This window comes from Marinomonas sp. PE14-40 (assembly GCF_051623805.1).
In the GTDB taxonomy this organism is placed as follows: domain Bacteria; phylum Pseudomonadota; class Gammaproteobacteria; order Pseudomonadales; family Marinomonadaceae; genus Marinomonas.
Window position 1 is genome coordinate 1,281,995 of sequence record NZ_CP130700.1, and the last position, 22,958, is coordinate 1,304,952.

A 22,958-nucleotide genomic window follows, 5' to 3' on the forward strand; every position below is an offset into this window, starting at 1 on the left:
ACCCCATAAAACGGGGCTTACAGGGTTTTATCAAAAACAACATGGATAATATTTATTATCTATCTGTAATTTTTTATACCTCATCACTATCACTCTTCACAAAGTGATATAGCGAACTAAAACCTGCTGGCAATCTCAAGCGTTTGCTATTTTTTGTATTAGGATATAAATCCATTGGCACCACCCAGAGTTTGAGCTCAGCATTAAAATCAAAGCTGGTTTCTATTGGCTCTTTGAAGGTGTCGCAGGCAGGGTAGATGAGCACCATATCTCCGCTACCACCAAGGTACTTATGGCCATAGGCAAACATCTGGTAGAAGTCGGATTGGGAGAGGCCACCATTACTTGAGTCTTTATCTAACAACTTCCATTTCGTATCCAATACCACTTGTTTCTCATTAGGTAGAGAAATTAACAAGTCGGGCTTGAGTTGAAATTGATTCTGCTCATTATGATTCACCAAATATTTACTTCTCGCTTGGGTGGTGAGTACCGCACCTTCTACCAATTGCTCCCTCAAAATGGATGCCACAAAACTCTCAAATACCGATTCCATCGGAAAAAGTAGTGATAAGGCATTGTGGTTGCCTTGCATACTCAAGGGTGAGAAGCCCTCTAAAATGAGCTTGGCCCAATCTATAGGTGCATGATAATCCTTCATACCTCGATCGAGTTTGAGATCATTAATATCTTGTTTTACCGACTTGGATAAAGGTACGTCAGTGAAAGCAAAGTCCAATTCACGCAATAACTTTTGATTCACGGCCAAGCGGGTATATTTTGATAACTTCACCATGGCGGTTTTAATCAAACGGTTGGCTGGGCGATTAATCTGATAATCATCAAACTCAACATAAAACTTATGTTGGTTAACCAAGTTATGGCGAAATTGTTTGGCAACCAATAGCTTTCCTTTTAGAAAGCTCTGGTTATCCTCCACTCTCACATAGTCACTTTTTAACCCCCGTTTCACGAGCAAGTTAACGGATGCAAGAAATTGGCTAATGAAGACTTCCAGCAAAGGCATCTGTTTAGTTGAAATACTCGCCTGATTAGTGACAAGGTGCCGAAACATGCCTAAATGCTGCAACATCATCAACAAGCTATCTCGTGATGAGGTTTGAGTTTGCTTGTCATCATCACCTTTTCGACCGACCTTTGGCAGTACCTCAATATGTTCACCCGTGGGTGTGAACAAGACGCCCACATAATTTTTAACTTGGATTAGCTCATGACCATAGCGCTTGCTTAAACTAAGACACTTTCTTGTTTCAGTTTCAGCAGCACTTAAACTCACCTCTTTGAGATAATTAAACGCATCAGCAGAGATTAAAGTCGCCTTAAGTTCAGAAGCGGCCACTTGGCCTGAAGTTAAATAACCGAATTCGAAAACAGATGTATGCATGGCAACTAACCTTTTACAGCAGTTAGTTCACCTTCACTTTCAGGCGCTTTGTTATCTATCTTCTTTTCATTCAAGATTTGATAGATACCAATATAGGCGTTCGGTTCTTCCCACACATCTGAGGTATTTTCAGCCAAGGTATACTGGGTAACAGATTGACCGTATTCATCTAACTTATGACCTGTACCAAAAAGCGCATTCAACTCACTACTGTTTTGTGTTTTTTCTGAAACAAACTGAAAACCTTCTGGTTTCTGGTTATCTGCCAGCACTAAACGTATCTTGCTCCAATCCTCAAAAAAGTACTCCTCAAGTAGTGGAATCACCTTATTCTGGAACACAGACTGAAGCTGAGTAAAAGCTAATGCTTCTTCTCCTTGTTCCATCAAGGTTTTAACCGGCATAAAGAAAGCGTGACCTAGCATATGCTCACGATCGTAAAGTATCTCGATACGCTTATTGAGAGTGGTTAATAGCTCTTCTAGGTCTATACCTTTGACCGGATCACCTTTTAACAACTCAGGCTTTGGCATCATTTCCACAAAATCAAAACGGCGACGCAATGCCGTATCCATCATGGCTAAAGAACGGTCTGCGGTATTCATGGTACCAATGATGTGCAAATTACTTGGGACAGAGAAAGGCTTGCTTGCATTTTCTGCATGGGGCAATAGCAGCTCCAAGGCTTCAGGCTGGCCCTGACGCTTTGATGGCTCAATTAAGGTGATAAGCTCACCAAATATTTTAGAGATATTACCGCGATTAATTTCATCGATAACAAGCACATAGTTTTCTGAATGCTTTGATGCATTCTCTTTCTCACTAATATCGACACCATGAGATAACAAATGGCTTATCGTGTCAGATACAGATAAACGCGATAAAGGATAACAAGTTGGCAAATTAAATCGTTTATTGCCATTTATTGATTGGAAGTCGACTGAGAAGTCCTTTTGTAACCAATTAACAGGCAAATGATGGGCATATCCTTTACCAACAATACCGCTTTCAACATATTGATAATCACCACTGACAACACCAACAGCTTCTACTGAAGTATTACTATTTATACAAAGAACCAGATCACCTTTACTCATCTCTTGAGAAAAATATATCAGAGTATTCTGATCATTCTTACCCAATCCTTTAAAATAGGCATTTTGTTCATTAGTAGAGAGGTCTCCCGTATCATCCCAACCAATTGCAGCTAAATCATTATCCAAACAATAAGTTTTTCTTGAATTCTGGTAAGTACCCTCAATGGATATTTTCCACACTCGACCTTCTGGATTAATACTTTCATTCTGAGTTTGTGAGGATAAACGAGCTGCGTCACAAATCTGTTTAAAAACACCGGGCTTTATAGAATAAGCAATACCCTTATCATCATTAGTAGTTGCACTAATGCCTTCTACAAACTCTTCATATCCATAACTCTGATGGAAAGTAACAAAGCGCACACGACCATCTATGGATAATTCTCTATATCTCTCTTGCAACTGCTCACGCTGCTCTACATTCGCACCCAAGTTATGATCAATATTTAAGGAAGAATAAAAGTTTGGTTCGGCCGCTTTTACCGCCGCATCAATAGTATGATAAGTTTTACCTGTGCCTGGTGGACCATAAAGAATTTGGTTTGAAGGAATTAATTCTTGCTCCAAAGTTATATTCGACATCAACTCTTTTAGAGCAGGGTCCTCTAAAGTACCATTACCCAACTTAGATAAAAGAAATTCACCGAACTCAGCAATATTCCCATGCACGGACTTACTATATCGCAATGAAAGTTGCTTATAAAACTCTGACTGTTCAGACTCTTCAGGCAATTGCGTCAGCTTTGCTAATTTGTCTTTAGCAAAAACATTAACAATATTTGGTTTTCTTTGGTTTTGATAAAGAAATGCAATTTTCCACTTAACTAATGGCGCAAGCTTTACGTCATCAATTGTTTTTAAATCTCCCTCGTAAGCTGCTTTTGCGATAGTGATTAAAGTATTTTTCACATACAAAAACGCATCACTCTCATTTTTACCACAAAGAGTACGCCAAGAATACGTCTTACCATGTACAATGCCGTTTTGCTCTTTTCCTTCTTTAGCTCGCTTATAAATACCAAATTTAGCTGACGTATTACCTTGTATAGAGCCGAGTTTTTTAGTTTTAGTTTCTAACCAATAAGTAAAGGTATCCTGATCATCAACCGAAACGTATTGCTCTAACGTCATACTGGAAAGGTTTTTAAAAGGCCAACGAGAAATAAAACTGTCCCATAATTTTTGTAGCTCACTCATCATAAGTCCTATTTATAATAAAACGCACACCGAAAGGCGCACTAACATAATCATTTAATGTGTATTCTAAGAGTTATCTTTTCGAGCCAACACCAAGCAAGTGGCAAGCAACCTATAATGGCCTCTCACACAAAGAAATGAGTTAAGAGTTGATAAATTAAAAATAAAAGATAGGCTCTTCAAACTCACTCCTTAAGTCCTGCTGGCGTCATTGCCTGTGCTTAATCACTGACTAGTTACATTTGAGTTCAATTCAAACATAACGAGCCAGTGTTTCTATATATGGTTTAACAAATAAGCTTTACGCTACCCTACCGTCATCACCTTTTACATCGGCGTTGTCGTTGATGGTACAAATGGTGTTGAAAAGCTTCACCACCTTGTCTTCATCGAAGAAGCCATACGCTCCTTCGTGGTGATCATCGGTAAAAGGTGGGGCAAAAATATGTTCGACAGGGAGCACGCCATTATCTAACAAATGGTCAATCACCTTATTAACGAAATGGATTTGCTCTGGGTTATAAGCGCCTTCGTCTAAGAAGTGACTGAAAGCCGCTTTGGCGGCGCTCAAGTCAAGGCCCACCAGTTCACGGATAAAGGTGCCTAAAGGTTTATCTTCCAGTACTTTTTCACGGTAAGCTGCTTTGTCTGCCATGCCGCTGGCATCCAGTAATAAGCCTTCTAAAACGTCCAAATCCGCTTGCGTAATCGGCAGGTTGCGCTTGAGCTTTTGAATGGTGAGCTGGTCTTGATGCTCTTTAATATAAAGCTCTGTCTTTTTACGATATTGCATTAGGTCGAGACCGGGCATATTGTAGGTTGCCGTAACATCATGCACACCTAATATTTCATCCTCGAAATTGGTATAAACCTTCTCTTTTTGCTCTTTATCAAGGGCAAACATCAGGTTACGCAGAGCACGCCTTACGTCTTCTAGGGTCACCAGATGAATATCTTCCCAAAAATGTTGGGTTTGTATGTCTTGAATCAATGCCAGTTGAGCCCGTACCGCAGGTACGCTGGTTTTTGCTTCAAGCTGTTGCGCCAATTCCATCACACGCACGCGGCCCTTGTCAGAAACATGGCCCTTTTTTAATACCTCAAGCTGCAAGGTTAAAATCAAGTTATCAAAGCGATAAGACAAGTGCCCAAGCTGCTCATCCTGATTAAAGGCATCTGCTTCACTAGGTAAAGCAGAAATATGATTTTCTAATTCATATAACTGACTATCATCCAAGCTATCCCAGTAATCTCGCACTAAAAAAGGTTCGATGATTTGACGTTTCGGTCGAACGATAAAATTATCTAAATTCATCCCCACAACTTGATGATGCAACATATCCAGCTGATAAGCCTTTAAATGACGCAAACGTTCAGCATCTTCCGGCTGTTCATTCACATAAGCCTGATTATCGAGCTGCTGATTAATCAAGTTGCCCATCAAGGCACGCTTATCAAAAATTTGTTGTGTCACAGGTTTCGTTACACTGATCGGCATGCCTTCTGGGTTGGCATCAAAGTATTCAAAATTCTGACAATAATCGAATACTTTAAAGGTCGTTTTGTCCTCACTGCCATCACTTGCTGGGCCAAAGAGATTAGGTTTGAGTCTGGTGCCTCGGCCTATCATCTGGGTGAATTTCACCTTAGAGCGCACCACCTTATAAAACACCAGATTCACCACCTCAGGCACATCTATGCCCGTATCTAGCATGTCTACTGAGATGGCAATGCGACAGGTTGGGTTCTTAGGATCAAACTCTTTCGGGTCGTTCTCATCCCCTTCAAACTCAGTGATTAAACTTTGCGAGTATTTTTCGGCATGGGTGATGACACGGGCGAGTTTACCCGCCCATTTAGGGTAATTCTTATCAAACACCTTTTGTAAGAAAACCGCATGGTCATTGTTCGCCGCAAAGATGATGGTTTTACCTATCACATCCCCGCCTTCAACATGGATTCCCCCATCTGGGCCTTTATCCAATAGCTGGGCAAACATTTTTTCCGCCGTGTCTTCATTATGCAAAAAGTTATTAATCTCAGAGGGCAGCACTTCTTCCCTGTCTTCTAGTTCAGGTTTGCTCTCCCACTCCAACTTTTCATCATCACTGAGGTCATTATATTTAATGCCTTCTCGCACAAACTTGGTGGCCACCGAAATTTTAGTCGGCGGCACTAAATAGCCTTCCCCATAGGCACTGTCATCTTCATAGGCATAGGTCGGCATGCCTTTTTGTAAATCAAAAATCCCGTAGGTATCCTGCTCTACCTCCCCTTTTGGGGTGGCCGTTAGTCCCACCAGCAAGCCGTCAAAATAGCTAAAGATCTGACGATACTTGGCATACACAGAGCGATGAGCTTCATCAATGATCACCAGATCAAAATGACCCACGCCAAAAGGCCGTTCATCGGCCCCTTTATCCAACAGGTTTTTCATGGTGGGATAAGTGGCGAAATACAAGCGGCTATCGATACTGTCTTTGGTAAGAGACGAGCTTAAAATGGTGCAACTTATGTTAGGTAGCAGTTTGACAAAGTTCTTTTTTGCTTGGGTTAACAAGGCATTACGGTCTGCCAAGAAAAGCACATTTTTAACCCAATTATTTTTGCTTAATAACTCAACCAAACTCATCACAGTACGGGTTTTACCTGTGCCCGTTGCCATGACCAATAAAGCCTTACGGGCGTGATCTTCTTCAAAATGCTGCAATACATTATAAATAGCGGCTTTTTGATAGTGGCGGTTGGTAATATCGTTATTGATTTTAAGCTCTTTTGTTTTCACACCCTTATGAAAAAACGGCAAACGCTCATGGCGACGTTTAATCATAAGAGCCAGCTCATCCTTGGTATAAAAACCTTGCACTTCTCTTGGTGGGTAAAAGCTATCGTCCCATAAAAAGGTCTGATAACCATTGCTATAAAAAATAATGGGGCGAGTGCCGGTTTGTTTTTCCAAGCAGTCTGCATATAGCTTCGCCTGCTGCTGACCAACACGGGGGTCTTTAGTTGAGCGTTTCGCCTCCACCACCGCCAAGGCAGTACCATCATCATCCCACAAAACATAATCCACAAAACCATTACCCTGTGGGTTAACACTGGAAACCGGCATATGGCAAACAGGATATTCACGATCGCGCTGGTTCTTTAGGGGCCAGCCGGCTTCTGCCAATAACACATCGATTAAATAATCTCGGGTTTCGGCCTCGTGATAATCATGTACATCTACAATGGCCGCTGACTCTTGCTTGGCTTGCTCAATTTGCGCTAACAGGGCTTGGTTTTGGGCGCGAAGTACGTCGTTTTCTTTAAGTTGCTTGGCCTGCTCTTCACGCTTAGCTTGGTCTTTTTCCGCTTGCTCTTTTTCTAGGGCTTTGAGCTTTTTAATGCTGGATAAAGCCTTAATCGCCACATCCGTATCCAAGGCCACTTTTTCTGGGATCAAGGCCTCATCAAAGAGATCAACTTGAAAGGTGTTTCTATCTAAATTCGGGGCATAGGTGCGCACAAACCAATATAAAACATGGTGTAACTCTTTTACCGCTTGCAGTGCATCTCGCCTGTTAAGAGGGGATTTACCGTGTACCGCCTCGTTACCGAGTTTGATAATCAGCTTAAGCTTGGGGAAGAGATCATAGGGCAAGTTATCTTTAAAGCCCTTATCATGAATCAAGCTCATCAAACCCGTATCGTGACGCGGATGCGTCAGCCAAGTATCAAGATCAAACACCAGTTTCACCATGTACTCCAAGGCATTGCGGGCATAGAAGCCGGCAATGCGAGGATCACAGGGCCCCGCCGGGCTCGCCTTGAGGGCAGCCTCTGCGCTTTGGGCTCGGACCATAAGTTCAGACAAATCCTCCCACACTTGCAAGAAAGCAAAGTTACTTTGCGGGAGGCCTTGGTGATTCGTCAGATTATCTGGCATGGGTACATCCTTATACGGGGTAAGCGTTACACGGGAGCGGTGAGGTTGAGTTCGCCTTTAAAAGCACGTTGCATGAGGGAGTTGAAATTATCTTTATATAACATAGATTCCTTCATATTATTTTCTTTAAGTAAATTCAATGAAGTAATTACTTTTATGAATTTATCTTGTAAATCAGCGCATGGAAGTATTATTTCCAATGAGAGAAGGTCGTCCATATCAATTCGCTTTGTGCCATGTGCGGCAGTTGACACTATATCGAGTAACTTTTCATGCATTATCTTTAATACCCACAAAAGAAATTCATTACTCAGAGATCCATTTTTAACAGTTAGCGCTTTAATATCTTGGTTTATAGCTAAATTTTTTCTAGTAATTGCGACTGGAACTGTATGAGCTAGAATCATCCCTCTAACAACAATAAGAATCGAGTTCACTGAGATTTGCTTCAAGTTTGTTTCTTCAAATGCTAGATCACTCACATGGTCAATAGAATCTGATATTTCTGTTACTTTCATATCCTTAGGAGATACCCAAGGATAATTACCTGTCCAATATTTTTTATTTGACTTTGAAGGCGTAGCACCACTCAAAACAGAAACAAGCTTTTTAAGTGAGGAGGTTTCCCACCCTTTCGGATTCGTCACGGGGTCACCAAACATATCAATAAACACAGACTGGGCGAGGCTGTTGAGTTCTTGCTCCATTTGCTGGCAGTCTTTACGCAGTTGATCCGCTTTTTCTAACACCGCTGCGATTTGCTTTTGAGTTTCGAGAAGAGGGAGTGGGAGTTTAAATTCATTTACTTGACTTGGGGTAGCCCGCAATAATGAACCGCCAACACCTTTCACAGTGCTCATGAATCGTGTTCTGAAAGCATCAGATAATAGAAAAAACCTTAAAAATTCGGCATCAACTTTTTTAGTTCTATATACAATCCATTCACCTGATGCTATTTGCCTTCTTCCTCTATTCTTTCCTACAATCCAAACGCGTTTAATATGGGGGACAATTTTTGACAGAAGGACATCACCTGGCTCAACAAGTTTTTTGCTAGATCCTATTTCATTACCTAGTAAAACTTCTGGTACGCCAATGTCATATGATGGAATACTAAAAAGATCAAAGCGTTCATCCGGAAATTTCTCAGGATTTAATGATCCTCCTCGCTCTACAGAGATACTGCCCAATTTCACCAAAGGCCAACTCACAACAATTCCTCCAACTCTGCGACACCCTTGGCCATCTTGTCTTGCAAGGCTTTAATGCGCTCAAGAATCTCTTGGGGGCTGTCGTATTGCACCTCTTGGTACACCACTTCTTTGTAACGGTTAAGGCTGAGGTCATAGCCATTCGCAATAATCTCATCAGCTGCCACCATAAAGCTCTGTTCGGTTTTAGCACGAGCTAACTCCCCGCTTTCCGTATTCGGCGTGCCATCCTCATTACTCAGGGTGTTAAAGCGGCGAATAATGTCAGGAATATTGCTTTGTTCGTGGGTGGCTTCTTCATTGTCTTTGGTTAGCTTTGTGCGCTTATCATCAAGAGAATAACCATCGGCCTGCATGTCATAGAACCAGACCTTATCGGTACCGCCACAGTTGGTTTTGGTGAAGATCAAAATAGCCGTGCTGACACCAGCGTAAGGTTTAAAGACACCAGAAGGTAAAGAAATAACCGCTTCGAGTTTTTGCTCGTTAACGATTTTTTCACGAATGCTTTTGTGGGACTTGGTCGAGCCAAACAGTACCCCGTCTGGCACGATGGCCGCTGCACGGCCACCGACTTTTAACATGCGTAAAATCAGGGCTAAAAAGAGCAGTTCGGATTTTTCCGTGGGGCCCTTTTTCTTCACCGCCACCTGAATCTCATTGCCGTCTTCGTCGATTTCGGTTTTATAGGTCGGTTTAGGCTTTTTCGCCGCTGGGTTCTTACCCAAGGCACGCAATAAATCCGGTGCGACAATATCAAAGTCTACTGACCCTTTAAAAGGCGGATTTGCCAGAATCAGGTTAAAGGCTTCGCTGATGTTCTCTGCCCCTTGATCTTGCAAACTATCACGATAATGTACGCTAGGGTTTTCGATACCGTGCAACAACATGTTCATGGCACCAATGCGCAACATGTGTTTATCAAAGTCGTAACCGGTAAACATGTCATTGTTAAAATGGGCACGGTTCAGGGGTTTGTTAATTTCGCTTTTGTGATGGTTTTCCACATGCTCGACCGCGGCCATCAAGAAACCACAGGTGCCAGAAGATGGATCACAAATGGTATCACCGGGTTTTGGCTGCATGAGCTCCACCATCATTTGGATGATGTTACGGGGAGTACGAAACTGACCATTGACCCCAGATTGTTGCAGCTTGCTTAAAAGGTATTCGTATAAATCGCCCTTGGTGTCCTTGTCATCCATATTGATGGCATTTAACAGCTGCACCACTTGGTCCAGCAATTTGGCCGAAGGGATCATAAAGATGGCATCTTGCATGTGCTCAGCAAAGCTGCCTTGGTTTTGCAGGGATTTGATTTTAGGGAAAACTTTATTTTGCACCAGATCCAACATGAGTTCTGGGTCTTTGTCTTTAAAATTGTTCCAGCGCAGGGCTTGCTCATCTGGCCCAAAAATGGGATTACGCACGGGTAAGCTTGTAGCCTGAGCACGGCGCTCTTCGGTGCGTTGAAGTTCATCCAAACGACGAATAAATAACAGGTAAGAAATTTGCTCGATCACAGATATCGGGTTTGCTACCCCACCTGTCCAGAACATCTCCCATACTTGATCAATTTGACTACGAATTTTACCTGTTAACATACTGCATCTAACTCTTTTAAACGGTTTATCTGATCGCCTTCATTTCATTTTGCTTTTTTATCACGTGAAGTGATGTCTTATCCTATGAAGACGACTTGTATAGTGTATTTGGCCGCTACTTTGCTGCCTAAATGGCTTTAATTCAAGGGCTATTTACAAGCTCTTTTTACAAGGGCTTAACAAGACCTGTGCCAAATTTATTTAATTCCGTATTTTTCTAAGCGTTTGTTGTAATTCTGATAACTGGAAAAGCCTAATAACTCAGCGGCTTTTTTCTTCTGGCCGTTAGTTTTTTGCCAAGCAAGGCGCACATACTTCTCTTCCAATGAATCTAAAATTTCTTGTAAATCAACTGCTTGATCTAAAGTTATCGCTTGTTCCTTAGCGGATCCTTGTGCTTTAGCAAACATGGCATCCGTGAGCTCTTGCTCGCTAATTATTGCTCCTTTATACCAAAGGCAAGCCCGCAATAAGGTGCTGTGAAGCTCGCGCACATTACCGGGCCAATCGTGAGAGAGGATAATATTTTTTGCCTTAGGAGAAAGTTTTTTATCCCCTTGTTTTGACTCATTCATACCCGCTTGTAACTCGCCAGAAGTACTGAACTGCGGGCTAATTTGCTCAAGCAAGGTATCGGCAAGGTAAATCAAGTCACCCTTGCGCTCTTTAATAGGCGGTAGGTTTAATACACCTACAGCAATGCGATAAAAAAGATCTTCTCGAAACTCGCCAGAAGCGACCGCTTGCATCAGATCTTTGTTAGTCGCGCAGATAAGGCGCACATCGACCTTAATGGTTTTACTATCCCCTACTCGGTTTAAGGTGCCTTCTTGTAGTACCCGCAATAATCTGACTTGGGCATCCAGCGGCAGCTCGCCAAATTCATCTAAAAAGAGTGTGCCGCCATTGGCCGCCTCAAATACCCCTTTTTGGTCGGACAATGCCCCGGTAAAAGCCCCTTTTTTATGTCCAAACAAGGTGCTATCAATCAACTCTTTGGGAATGGCACCACAGTTAAGGATTTGTAACGGCTGCGAACGTCGCTCACTGGCATTATGAATGGCGGTGGCGAAGAGCTCTTTACCTGTGCCAGAGGCGCCATTGATCAAGACAGGAATATCGTGACTGGCTAAAACACTGGCTTTTTGTTTGAGCCGATTCATATCCGCATTTTGGGTTTTAATATCATCAAAGGCCGCATGGGTTGGCACATTAGATGTAGCAAGGTCAGTTAGCTTATTCCCTAGCTGGAATTCAGCGGAGATATTGAAGGGAATATGAGCTTCATGCACTCCCTGCTCTTTACTACTTTGCAAGAAGGTGACGTTTGGATATTTGGTTTTACCCAGCAAGATCCAAACCGCCTGCATCGCGGGGGTGCCAGGGCTTATTTGAATACTGAGTTGTGCTTTGGGGTGCTGAGCTTGTACTTGGCTAAGTAGCTTATCTGCCGCGTCGTAGATTTCACCAAAGTCTTGAGGGCTGGTGAGCGTTATATCATCTTTGTGTAATGTGGTTTCAGTCTGGGTGTTAAGCCAATCAAGGTAAGCATCGGAATCTTTAAATGCTTTGTCGTAATTGCAGAGAAAATAAGCACGGGAATAAGTGATGTCATCTTGGGTTAAGGTCGCATGAATCGCACCTGTGCCGCCATCATGGCCATTATCAATATCGAAGCCGCCTATCCAGGCAATGAGAATACGTTCCATCTGCTACTTTCATATAAATTAAAGGTAATTCATTTAATCACATTCATATCTTAAAAGTCATTTAGGTTAAGTATTTAGTTCGTAACAGAGAATTATTTTTCATGTTTCATGCAAGATCTTTGCAAGCCAATAATACAAATTAATTACATGGTCATCATTTTGGCAGGAGCATGACCATTTAAGTTGAGGCTATTGTGAATCTTGTTCACTATCGTAAAGTTAAGTGGTAAACGATTAGCCTCTTCTTTATTTTAATTTAAGAGGTACCTTCCATTATTTTAGCGATATCCTTCTGCAGATCTGGTTGTGCAATAACAGCTTCGCTTAGGTTAGTTTTTTTCTGCAGTAATTTAGCTAATTGCTGATCAAATGTACGAATACTGGGGTGTGTCGCTATCGGCAAATAGACATTCACTTCTTTCTTTTGTCCAATTCGATAGACACGGTCTGTCGCTTGAGCCTCTTTGGCTGGGTTCCAATGCCGCTCTAGGTGTATCACATTATTCGCACCGATTACCGTTAAACCAACTCCCGCTGCGATTGGTGACATGATAACGGCATTGAAACCCTCCCGCGCTTCAAACTCGGCCAATATCGATTTGCGCGTACTTACATTTGCCGTGTTTGATATGGCTTTGGTTTCACCATTAACGATATCAATGGCTAAGTTATACCGCACGCCAAGTATAAAGCTCAAATAGCGTTGAATATCCTTTGTCGTTGCAAAGATGATGACCTTTTCAGCCTTCTGTTTAACTTCATCCAAAATGGTTATGAGTGACTGTATTTTACAGGAGGCATTAATTGAATCTGCAATAATTTTTGATGTTGCAGAGGCTGGTTGTATCGAATCAATATCATGATGTATACAGATCTGCCTTAGTTTGGGCAGACTGCTGAGTATAAGGGCGCGCTTGTCCCCCTCTTGATCATGAACATTTTGTAGCACTTGATCATAAGCGGTTTTTTGATGGCTCTGCATACAACCTACAAGGCCTTTATGAAAACGCCCTCCCCCTTCCGCTAGAGCTTCATCCCCGATCCATAAGTGTTTTGCAGGTAATCCTGTCAATTTTTCTTCTTTCGTACGGCGAAGCATATAACGACCCACTGTTTGCCTTAATTGAAGGCCTACTTCTTGTTGTACTGCAGCTGAATCGTCTTTTGCATCTAGAATAGGGGCTATGTAAATTTCGCGAAATTCACGCCAAGAACCTAATAAACCCGGCACAGCAGTATCAAACAGACACCAAAAGTCTTTTAGGCTGTTCTCTACTGGGGTGCCCGTGGCAAGTAATTTAAAATCTCCTTTTAACGCCTTGGCTGCACGAGTCACTATGCTATTAGGGTTCTTTATATTTTGTGCTTCATCAAAAGCAACGACGGCCCAATCAATACGACTTAGTGAAAATTGATAATCTCGTATGGTTTGGTAAGTTGCTAATACCAATCTGTTTGGTTGATCTAATCTATCGGCACCGTATTCACCACCCACTTTTAATGAGTAACGAATATCATCTTGCTGCAACATGGAGTCATTATCCACAGCTTGCAGTGTTTCTTTTTTTGCACCCTGCACTTTAAAACGCTTAAGGTCTGCGGCACTTTGCAATATAACAACATCGGTAAAAGGTGAGGCATGAAAGGTTTTATCAATTTCATCCTTCCAGTTTTCTAATAAACTTAGTGGTGCGACGAGCAAAACAGGCTTTTCACGTTTTTTACGCTCTTTAATACGATGCTTGTATTCGTGAATTGCAACTAGAGCCATGTAAGATTTACCAAGCCCCATATCATCGGCCAATAACCCTCCGCCAACTGGGGTGCCCTCACCAAACTGGCCTGAGGTCATTAATCCTAACAACCATTGAATACCTTCTTCTTGATGAGGAAATGGTTCTCGTTTTAAATTATCACGAGCAAACGTCATTTTCTCAAAATGAATGTCATTAATATTATTATTGGTTACTTCAAAGTCAACGTCGTCATCATTGGTATCAATAGCTACCACTGCCGTTTGCAATTGCACTTCTGGCTCTTCAGCATTTAAACCTTGCTCATCCTCTAATTCAGTATAATGAGCTGATGAATGTTTATTCGCTATAAGCGCTTCACCTTGTTCAACTATTTGATCAATCAGTTGTTTGTCGGTGACATCAACAGTAATACCTTCAAAAGCTACTGTTTGCGCGCCAAGCTCTTGGGCGTCTTCTACTTTCTGCTTAAATTCAGTTAGGGTTTCATCATTGTTTATTATTTGACCTAGGGTATCTACGGTTTCTGACTTTTCTCTTGGTTTACCGTCGCCAAACCAATCGACACCACTTTCTTCTACATCACCAAAATACGCATGTTGGAATTTTTCAGCGCCTTTTACACGCATAGAAAATCCAGTATCAAGGTCAATAACGGCTGCGTTTAGATAGGCAGTTGGAGCTTCGAAGAATTTTTTCACTTGCGATTTGGGTATTCGCCGTGTTGTAAGGATCTCTTTAGCAGCTTCTAGTCTTTTTTCATCTAGAAGCACAAATGAATTCCTTACTTTGAAAATCATTTCTTGCTTAGCATCGCCTATTTGCCCAAGGCGGTTCTCTATATCTTTCTGATCAAGGTCTTTGCCAAACGTTGGGGATAGCATTAAGTCGCCATTCTCAAGCTCTTGCATCGACAACCCCATCTTTTCAGGTTGGATATAATCAATGTTTTTGAAATGAGAGAGATCAATATTACAGCCTGCTGCCTCTGCATTTTTAAGTTGTAGTACAAGGCTATTATTGGCAAATTCAGTTTTTTGACTCGCATTTAAAACTTGATGATTATCGATAGAGGACAACGCTTGCCAATCGGCACTTTTAAGAAGGAATTGCTCAGTCTGCGATATCCTAAGATAAGGTCCTTTTAGCTCATAATGAGATATCAATTCACCATTTGGCATGACAGGCACTGCATTTATCGCGAACGCTGCTTGACTAGTACGGCCTTTTATTTTGGTATTAATACTCCCTTTGAATACTGCTGGTAAATAGAAGGCCTCATAAAAGCTCTCATCAAGCTTCACCACATTAACTGACTTTACTTCAAAGCCATTAGCGATACGTGTTGCAGCCCCCTGTTCTTCAAGATTTTTCAATAAGATATGCTGGTAACGAAGTAAAAGCGCGTCAGTATCACCATCTAAAGACGTCAAAAGCACACCAGGATCAACGGAAAAATTCAACCCTAGCGAGTCTGCTGTTGCCTTATACGTTGGCTGATCAGCGGCGCTTTCTTTGACCTTTTTAAAAAATGACAGTATTCCCAAAATCAAACTCCAAAGCGTGTTTTATATTGTTTATATAATGGTTTCGATAAGACATCTTCAACATTCACATTGACGCCATGCTGATCTAAATAGTCGATCGCCTTATTCTGCCAAATAAGACGATCATGCCTAATTTCAGCAACACCGTCCTCCCCAAACTCCCGTTTATAATCAAATGAGATATTTGTTCTAAAGTCGGCATCATTAAATTTAACTTTTGAATAGTTGAGAATATTCGTTTTCTTAGGCAGTTTATCCATAAGCTTTAAGGTAAAACTATGACTACCTTCCACTAAATGAACGCCATTTACGTTTAAGTAGATAACAGATGTCTTACTAGAGCCAGAAGAGGCATATGAAGGGAGTTCAGATTGCTTATAGTTATGAAGCATGTAAGTTTGCGCAGTCCCGCTAAGGAACAACCTTGATTCAATGATCAAGTCTTGATTATCCAAACCTTCCATAAAGTTCTTACGGTCAGTAAACATTCTTTCAATGTCTGACTCATTTGCATCCTTTGCACTATCTTTAAGCGCCTCCAAAAAGAGTTTCAGATCAAATTTAGATAACCAACCTCGTACTTTCCTAATCTGCTTTTCTTCAAGCAATGACCACCACATTTGATATTTTTTACTGCTTGTCGCAACTCTAGGGTCACCAGCGATAGCAAGGATCAAAGAGCGCCAATGCTCTGGAACTTTATTTCCAGAAACTCGATTTATTAAAATTGACAGCACTTCATGCCCAATTAAGCGTTCACCTGTACAAGGTGAACTATAAACACCCTGTCTTTCTAGTTCAGTTAATATCGGGTTATCAACATCTTCTGGTGCAATGGTTTTTAAAGTGTCTAAATAGAAATTTACTTTAACCAGTTCCATATACCGACCTTTTTCATAAGAGCTTAACCCCAGAGCCGGGTATATATTTATTAAATCCGTTTTCCTTTGGTGAGCTTCATTTACAATCCAGCTTGGACCATTTGAAGAAAGTAGCTTATCTCTGTAACCCGCTAACAAACTTAGTTCAGAGTTTTTAGAGGCTTGCTTTTTAAGCTCGTTTTTTAAAAAACGCTGGAGGTCTTCTTTCTGAAAAAAGAGTCGATCAAACTCTTTAAAATATAACTCTAACAAGCTCATCAGCGCTAATAGAGGCAACCTCTTTTTTCCCAACAATAATTTTTCTAGCAATTCTGAGTGAATTGGAAAGTCTGTTCGAAATACCTTATCTTCCAACCAAAGCGTTGATATCACACGTACATCAGAACTACGTTTAATTTTATTTACTAATTCGCTTTTTTTACCCGCTTTTGCCAACGATTTAAATTGCTCACATAACGCCTTAAATCGTTCATCAGATATACCAACATTGCTTCCTAACTTATCTAACAATCGAGCAGCTTTTTTAAAGCCATTAAAATCATGCTCGGTCCATTCTTTAAGTTTAAAACCTAATGTTAATTCACCAATCTTTGACATATTCATTTGCCTAGTGCGTTCTCATAATCACTGATCTTCGGCCTTTTCACAGTAAAACGAATATCAATACGACGATTTTTCTGTAAATCTGCTTTTGTTAACTCGGATTCAACCAATCTACGCTGTGCAGCGTAACCACTAACAGAAAACAATGGCTTCCCTGCATGATTCGTTATAGTGGATAAATTGGCAACACTCCCTAACTGCTGGTTCCAGAATTTCCATACTGCTATAGCTCTAAATGTGGATAACCCCCAATTCCCCATTTCTTTGAAAACACGTGATCGCTGGCTATCTGTATGCCCTTCAATGAACACAGTATCTAGGTACTTTTGACGATCGTTCTTAGTGACGGCTTCATACAGAACCCGACCAATAAGCTCAGCGCGCTTATAAGCCTCACCGGTTTTAGGTACATTATATTTATCAGGTCTAAACGTTAATTCTTCATCAGGGATACGAAGAACTGATTTATTATCAATAATCTCTACTGTTATTTTGTACTTTTTTAACTCTTCTTGTATCTCCGTCAATATTTGCTCTTTAGCCGCTTCTGATTGCTGCAGCTCATTTATCGCACTATTGACCTTATCTCTCTTTTCCATAAGCTGGAGTATAAGAACCATGGAAGCCAGTATAAAAATAACTAATAAACCAGACATAATGTCTGAAAATGAAATCCAATAGGGATTTTCCTCATCGACACTAGCGCTTGTCAGCCCTTTTGGTTTTCTTATCATTAGTTAACACCTACTTTACTGTCTATCTCACTCACTACGTTATTAATTGTATTAATTGCTCTCTCCATAGAGGACGTATACTCATTTGTATGCTTATTCCACTCAGACATCCTATGTTGAGTTTGGTCTGAGACTCGCTTAGCAAAATCCTCAAGTAAATGAGCTGATTGCTGCTCTAATTTTTCTACCTGACCCGACATATCCGTTATGAACTTATTCATACTTTGATCAACTGCTCTTAAGCCTGATTCAGCATATGAAGCGGCATCTTTTAAGTCTTTAGACGCATTAGCAATACTCGTTTGTGTTTTACCAAAGTCGTTCGAAATTAAATTAGCTTTATTTAATAGCGCTTCATGAGCATTTGTTAATGACTCCATTATACCGGTAGCTTCTTTGGTAACATCAGCAAAACTGGCCGTTGCTTCTTGCACTTTTGCCGACATAACACCTAATTGATTGGTGTTACCTGTCATTTCACGAGTCGCTAAATTTAAAGAGTTAGCAGCCGCTTCGTTAGCATTTGCCATATTCGACAGCTTACTTTCTAACCCTTCTAAATTTGACATTAGTTGACTTGACGACTCTTTTTGGTAAGCAATCAACTGATTTACTTCCGTCAACAAATCGGTTTGTGTATTTTGCATATTGCTTAGAGAGGAAGTAAAAGCAAGCTGCTGTTTTTCTACCAATAAATTTTGTTCCTCAAACTGAGTTTTGAGCGATGATCCTAATTGATCCATTAGCGATTGACTACGATCAGAAAATTCACTGAAATGCTTCTCTTGATAAGCGGCACTGTTTTTCTCACGCTCATCCATTTTAGCCAGTTGATCGTCTAAGTTCTTATTCATTTCAGTCGTCTGGCTTTTAAACCCATCAACAAAACCTGTTAGTTCGGTGGATAAACCACTAACTGCCGTAGTGACATCACTAGAGACACTTTGCATCATTTCTTGCTGAGCACTCCCAGCATCGCCCATCTTCTCTAAAAAGCGCTCCATAAGACCATCTAATGCTGTTTGTGCTCCGCCATTGGCATTACTAACAAGACTTTCAATTGCTGGTGCCATGATGCTTTCTAAAGCATCTTTTAAACTGGAGTTAATACTTGTTGAAACTTCATCCATCGCTTCTTGCATTTTATCGCCAATTTTTTCTGCAAGTACCTGTATCGCTTCATCTGTATTTTTATTATGTTCAAGCATTTGAACTAGTGACTGCTCTGCAGTAATTCTGGGAAAAAGCTCATTAATTCGGTTTTGTAAACGTTGAATTTTACTTCTAATACTACGCTCTAAAATTTTCTCGTAGACATTAAAAATAAGACTTGTTGCCACTCCCCATACTGATGTAATAAATGCAACAGATGCTCCAGAAATCATTGTCTGAATACCTGCAGTTAATTCACTCGTCTCAGCCCCTCCTCCAATATTAAGACCACTCAAGCCCAGTGTAAGCCCTAAAAAAGTTCCGATTACACCTATTGCGGTTAAAAAACCCGGTGCGGCCGCTATTAATCTATTTTCGGTTAACCCTCGAGATAATGTATGTGAGTTAAAAAAATGTTCGGCATCCAAAGTATTACGTATGTAGGGTGCCTCAGTTGAGGTTACTAGGGACTCATCAAATTCTTTCCACAAACGCCCACTATCTTTATCTACATCTTTTATTGAGTTAAGAATATCTCTTTTTCTTTCATGTAAAGAATCCTGTTTCAAATCATCAATTGAATCTAGAATTACACTCACCTTCCTCTTTGAGCTTATATACAAAACCAATGATGTGAGCATGAATACAATTAGCAAAACACATACAACCAAAACAAAGATTGCGCTTATCCATTGGTTACTTCCTCCTTCTCCATTCAATAAACCGATAAGTGGAAATAGTTGAGTAGCGTCCATTATTAAGCCTTGAGTATGTCATTGATATTTAGTGTTTTTTCGAAGAAAGATATAGGTAGAAAAGTTAAGATCATTGATCGTTTTTTTGGAGAATGGAACAGGCCCCAAACTCGCATATCTGCTACGCTTAGCAGTTTTGATTTAAGCATTCTTAGCTTAGCCAAAATAACCATCCTTGATTGAACCGCATCACCACTTTCAAACATGATTTAAAACTAAAAAAGAGAATAGAAGTAAGTATGCTTCATTTTTACTATGTCTAGGCCCTTTATACTCGCCTCTCCTCCACATTTCAATGATTCTAAGTAACTGTCTTAACAGTATTAGTTAACGAAATATTAAAAATTAAACATTGCATTTTAATTAGCTGAACTGCATATAATCAATGAACGGATACCAACATATTTGATAAATCAAGGGAAAGTAATGATCGAATTTACCACTCAAACCATTGTAATGTTATTGACTGTCGCCTGTGTTTTTGCAGGCATGGGCTTTTTTATTAATAATACTATTCTGAATAATAAGCAAAAAGCACTTGATAATGACCTGGCAATTTCAAACCATAATTTGGAACAAGCAACTCTAGACCTACAAACAGCACAAAGCCTGCAAAAAGCTATAGAATCTGAAAAGCACGAACAAGAAATAATGTTTAGCCAAGTTAAAGAGAAATATGAAAACGCACAAAAAACTGAAGAACGCTTAATTCATGAGTTGGAATCCAGTAAAATAAACCACCTGGAAGCCGAAGAAAGATGGGAACAAACTCGAACTGCACTTCATAACACCAAAACAAAAGAAGAAACTCTGCAAACAGAACTTCGCAATGCCAAAGAAATGCACGAGGAGCTCCAAAAACGCTTAGTAGATGCAGATAGAAAATTAACCCTTGAACAAAATAATGTAAAAACGAGTAACCAGCAATTAGCAGATGAAGGCAAAAAAGCTAACTCTTTCGAAGCCACTCTGAAAGAGTTTCGCGACCAAAACACAGAACTAAAAGAGAATAAAAAAGCAGATACTCTCGAGTATAAAGCCCTACAGGCTAAATATCAGGACCTGCTAGAACAGTTCACAGAATTAAAAACCTCATTACAAAAACGTGAAGAGAATTTTGAAGAACAAATGACCCAACAGAAAGAAGCTAAGCAGTCGTTAACAAAAGAGTTTGAAAACTTAGCAAACAAAATTTTTGAGGAAAAAGGTAAAAGCTTTAATACAACTAGCCAAGCAAGCATTGATAGCATGCTGAAACCATTTCGTGAACAGATTGACGGTTTCCAAAAGCGTGTAAATGAAGTTCATGATGAGTCGATTAAAAGCAAGACTGAAATTAATTCTCAAATAAAGAACGTGTTAGAAATTGGCATCAAAATGAATGTTGAAGCTAAGAGTCTAACATCAGCATTAAAAGGCGACTCCCAGCAGCGCGGGGCATGGGGTGAAGCTCAATTAGAACGTACATTAGAAATGAGCGGCTTAGTTGAAGGTGCTCATTTTGAAGCTCAATCTTCTTTTAAAGATGCAGAGGGTAAAACAAAACGCACCGACTACCTTATTAAAATCCCTGACGGTAAACACATGATTATCGACAGTAAAGTGTCATTAGTGGCCTATGACCAACTAGTCAGTGCAGAGACACCTGAGGAATCAAAAATAGCCATGGCAAAACACATCAATGCAGTGAAAAAACACATTGATGATTTATCTGCAACTGATTATACCAACGTCATTGGTATGCACAGCCCAAGTTTTGTTCTCATGTTTATGCCTATTGAACCTGCTTACATTGAAGCTTTAAAAAACAACAAAGACTTATTTGATTATGGTTATATGAAAAACATCGTGCTCGTTTCTCATACGACATTAATACCAATTTTAAGGACTGTTTCTAATTTATGGATGATTGATCGAAGCAATTCAGAAGCAAAAGAAATAAGTGAAAAAGCGGGAGAGATCTACAACTCGGTCTGCTTGGTTGCTGAGAGGCTAGATAAACTAGGAAATACACTAAAAACCGTTGGCACTCACTACAACAGCACTGTTAAAGCACTAGCTGGTTCACAAGGATTACATGGCAAAGTTGAACGTTTTAATCGGCTTTCTGTGAAAGTAAGTAAGACGATGACAAAGTTAGAGCCAAAACATGTTGATTTTGAAAGTGAAAGACTAGCACTTATTATTGAACCTATTAATGAAGCCATCGAAGAGGTAACTGAACCGTCTTTAGAGCACAATACATCTAAATTAGAAACTACAAAATAGCACTTCGTTTATAAAGGAGGCTATAAACTCAATTTTACTTTTTAAATGTATGCGATAAACTGATGATGAATTAAGAAATATCTAATCAGGTTATCGCTACTGATATTTTATGAATATCGAAAGAAAAACAAAATCGCCTATCATTTCGGCTTTAGCACAAAATACTTTCTATTTTCATGTACTTACCTTTAACATCCTCACTACGTCATTACCACAATTGCAACACCACTTATTACCCGCTGTATTTTTCATTTGTTTTACTCGTCATTGAGCATGAACAAATATATTTCTCAACCTCTAGCATCCAAACGAACCTGCAACCACCCTTGAACCTCCTCCTCTACCCAAGCAACTGCTCTAGGCCCAAGTTGAATTGGTTTAGGAAATACACCTTTAGCCATGTAAGCGTAGATTGATGACCTTGACAGTCCTGTAGTGTTGATGACTTCGTTTAGTTTCATGACTCGCATTTTGATGTCCTCGTATTAGTCCATCAAATGCTCTGGCCGTAAACTTTTACTTCTTAATAGGTTTAATTTAAAACAATCTCAAACATACATCATCTCTGTGTAATCACCCTCTAAAAGACCCATGGAGAAGCTAATGCACAATGAACCAATTTTTACCTATCATTCAAATCAAGAAATTTTAGATGCCGCCATAGACATCATTCAAGAACGATTCAAACGCACTGCTATTTTCACTAATGTAAATGACACAAAACTATTTTTAGCATGCAAAATGGCGAATTACTCAAGAGAAGTATTTTCAGTATTACTACTAGACTCTCAACATCAATTATTAGAATACAAAGAGCTATTTTTCGGCACTATAGATAGCGCCTCCGTTTACCCAAGAGAAATAGCTAAAGCAGCTTTAGAGTCGAACGCTGTTGCAGTCATACTGGCACATAACCATCCATCAGGAATTACGGAACCTTCTCAAGCAGATATAGCAATAACCGAGAAAATACAACGAGCATTAAGCTTGGTTGATATCCGAACTCTTGATCATATTATTGTGGGAAAAAGTCAAACATCATTAGCAGAAAGAGGATATCTATAGATAATTTCAAGGGAGCATTTCCACCCTTACAAAGTAACTTGCAAAAAA

At 40.2% G+C, this 22,958-nt stretch carries 13 protein-coding genes; 2 read left to right on the forward strand and 11 right to left on the reverse strand.

The genetic code is table 11. From position 1 onward, the window contains the following. Window positions 1-73: 73 nt before the first annotated feature. The 10 genes from Q0A08_RS05900 to zorA all read right to left on the reverse strand — a co-directional run bounded on the left by Q0A08_RS05900 (window position 74) and on the right by zorA (window position 19,577). A complete protein-coding gene (locus Q0A08_RS05900; RefSeq protein WP_438465555.1) occupies window positions 74-1,405 on the reverse strand; it encodes an McrC family protein in 1,332 nt (443 codons plus the stop codon). A gap of 5 nt (window positions 1,406-1,410) precedes the next feature. Next, window positions 1,411-3,699: an AAA family ATPase gene (locus Q0A08_RS05905; RefSeq protein ID WP_438465556.1), complete on the reverse strand. Its 2,289-nt coding sequence runs from the start codon at window positions 3,697-3,699 to the stop codon at window positions 1,411-1,413. A 301-nt stretch (window positions 3,700-4,000) separates the two neighbouring features. Continuing rightward, window positions 4,001-7,627 carry a DEAD/DEAH box helicase family protein gene (locus Q0A08_RS05910; RefSeq protein WP_438465557.1) on the reverse strand — a complete coding sequence of 1,209 codons (3,627 nt, stop codon included), beginning with the start codon at window positions 7,625-7,627 and terminating at the stop codon, window positions 4,001-4,003. Between the two features lie 26 nt (window positions 7,628-7,653). After that, window positions 7,654-8,838 (reverse strand): restriction endonuclease subunit S, encoded by a 1,185-nt coding sequence (locus Q0A08_RS05915; RefSeq protein WP_438465558.1) that lies wholly within the window; start codon window positions 8,836-8,838, stop codon window positions 7,654-7,656. Next, window positions 8,835-10,442 (reverse strand): type I restriction-modification system subunit M, encoded by a 1,608-nt coding sequence (locus Q0A08_RS05920; RefSeq protein WP_438465559.1) that lies wholly within the window; start codon window positions 10,440-10,442, stop codon window positions 8,835-8,837. The genes Q0A08_RS05915 and Q0A08_RS05920 overlap by 4 nt, the downstream gene beginning before the upstream one ends. Before the next feature lie 197 nt (window positions 10,443-10,639). Then, a complete protein-coding gene (locus tag Q0A08_RS05925; protein WP_438465560.1) occupies window positions 10,640-12,151 on the reverse strand; it encodes a sigma 54-interacting transcriptional regulator in 1,512 nt (503 codons plus the stop codon). Between the two features lie 256 nt (window positions 12,152-12,407). Next, window positions 12,408-15,452 (reverse strand): DEAD/DEAH box helicase, encoded by a 3,045-nt coding sequence (locus Q0A08_RS05930; protein WP_438465561.1) that lies wholly within the window; start codon window positions 15,450-15,452, stop codon window positions 12,408-12,410. Between the two features lie 2 nt (window positions 15,453-15,454). After that, window positions 15,455-16,930: an EH signature domain-containing protein gene (locus Q0A08_RS05935; RefSeq protein ID WP_438465562.1), complete on the reverse strand. Its 1,476-nt coding sequence runs from the start codon at window positions 16,928-16,930 to the stop codon at window positions 15,455-15,457. A 2-nt stretch (window positions 16,931-16,932) separates the two neighbouring features. Then, a complete protein-coding gene (locus Q0A08_RS05940) occupies window positions 16,933-17,670 on the reverse strand; it encodes an OmpA/MotB family protein (RefSeq protein ID WP_438465563.1) in 738 nt (245 codons plus the stop codon). Further along, window positions 17,670-19,577 (reverse strand): anti-phage ZorAB system protein ZorA, encoded by a 1,908-nt coding sequence (gene zorA / locus Q0A08_RS05945; RefSeq protein ID WP_438465564.1) that lies wholly within the window; start codon window positions 19,575-19,577, stop codon window positions 17,670-17,672. The genes Q0A08_RS05940 and zorA overlap by 1 nt, the downstream gene beginning before the upstream one ends. 426 nt (window positions 19,578-20,003) lie before the next feature. On the opposite strand from zorA, the gene rmuC reads away from it, so the two are divergent. Beyond that, entirely contained in the window at window positions 20,004-21,845 is a 1,842-nt protein-coding gene (gene rmuC / locus Q0A08_RS05950; RefSeq protein ID WP_438465565.1) for a DNA recombination protein RmuC, read from the forward strand. A gap of 290 nt (window positions 21,846-22,135) precedes the next feature. On the opposite strand, the gene Q0A08_RS05955 is transcribed toward rmuC, so the two are convergent. Continuing rightward, window positions 22,136-22,315 (reverse strand): AlpA family transcriptional regulator, encoded by a 180-nt coding sequence (locus tag Q0A08_RS05955; protein WP_438465566.1) that lies wholly within the window; start codon window positions 22,313-22,315, stop codon window positions 22,136-22,138. Window positions 22,316-22,448: 133 nt separating this feature from the next. Here Q0A08_RS05955 and radC point away from each other — a divergent pair, with 133 nt between their 5' ends. Then, complete coding sequence (radC, locus tag Q0A08_RS05960; RefSeq protein ID WP_438465567.1) at window positions 22,449-22,910, forward strand: RadC family protein; 462 nt, start codon at window positions 22,449-22,451, stop codon at window positions 22,908-22,910. The last annotated feature ends 48 nt before the right edge of the window (window positions 22,911-22,958 follow it).

Bases quoted from the DNA above. Each gene is read 5' to 3' on its own strand.
- Q0A08_RS05935 (WP_438465562.1), bottom strand. From the start codon at position 16,930: ATGTCAAAGATTGGTGAATTAACATTAGGTTTTAAACTTAAAGAATGG.
- Q0A08_RS05940 (WP_438465563.1), bottom strand. From the start codon at position 17,670: ATGATAAGAAAACCAAAAGGGCTGACAAGCGCTAGTGTCGATGAGGAA.
- Q0A08_RS05900 (WP_438465555.1), bottom strand. From the start codon at position 1,405: ATGCATACATCTGTTTTCGAATTCGGTTATTTAACTTCAGGCCAAGTG.
- radC (WP_438465567.1), top strand. From the start codon at position 22,449: ATGCACAATGAACCAATTTTTACCTATCATTCAAATCAAGAAATTTTA.
- Q0A08_RS05925 (WP_438465560.1), bottom strand. From the start codon at position 12,151: ATGGAACGTATTCTCATTGCCTGGATAGGCGGCTTCGATATTGATAAT.
- Q0A08_RS05905 (WP_438465556.1), bottom strand. From the start codon at position 3,699: ATGAGTGAGCTACAAAAATTATGGGACAGTTTTATTTCTCGTTGGCCT.
- Q0A08_RS05955 (WP_438465566.1), bottom strand. From the start codon at position 22,315: ATGCGAGTCATGAAACTAAACGAAGTCATCAACACTACAGGACTGTCA.
- zorA (WP_438465564.1), bottom strand. From the start codon at position 19,577: ATGGACGCTACTCAACTATTTCCACTTATCGGTTTATTGAATGGAGAA.
- Q0A08_RS05920 (WP_438465559.1), bottom strand. From the start codon at position 10,442: ATGTTAACAGGTAAAATTCGTAGTCAAATTGATCAAGTATGGGAGATG.
- Q0A08_RS05910 (WP_438465557.1), bottom strand. From the start codon at position 7,627: ATGCCAGATAATCTGACGAATCACCAAGGCCTCCCGCAAAGTAACTTT.
- rmuC (WP_438465565.1), top strand. From the start codon at position 20,004: ATGATCGAATTTACCACTCAAACCATTGTAATGTTATTGACTGTCGCC.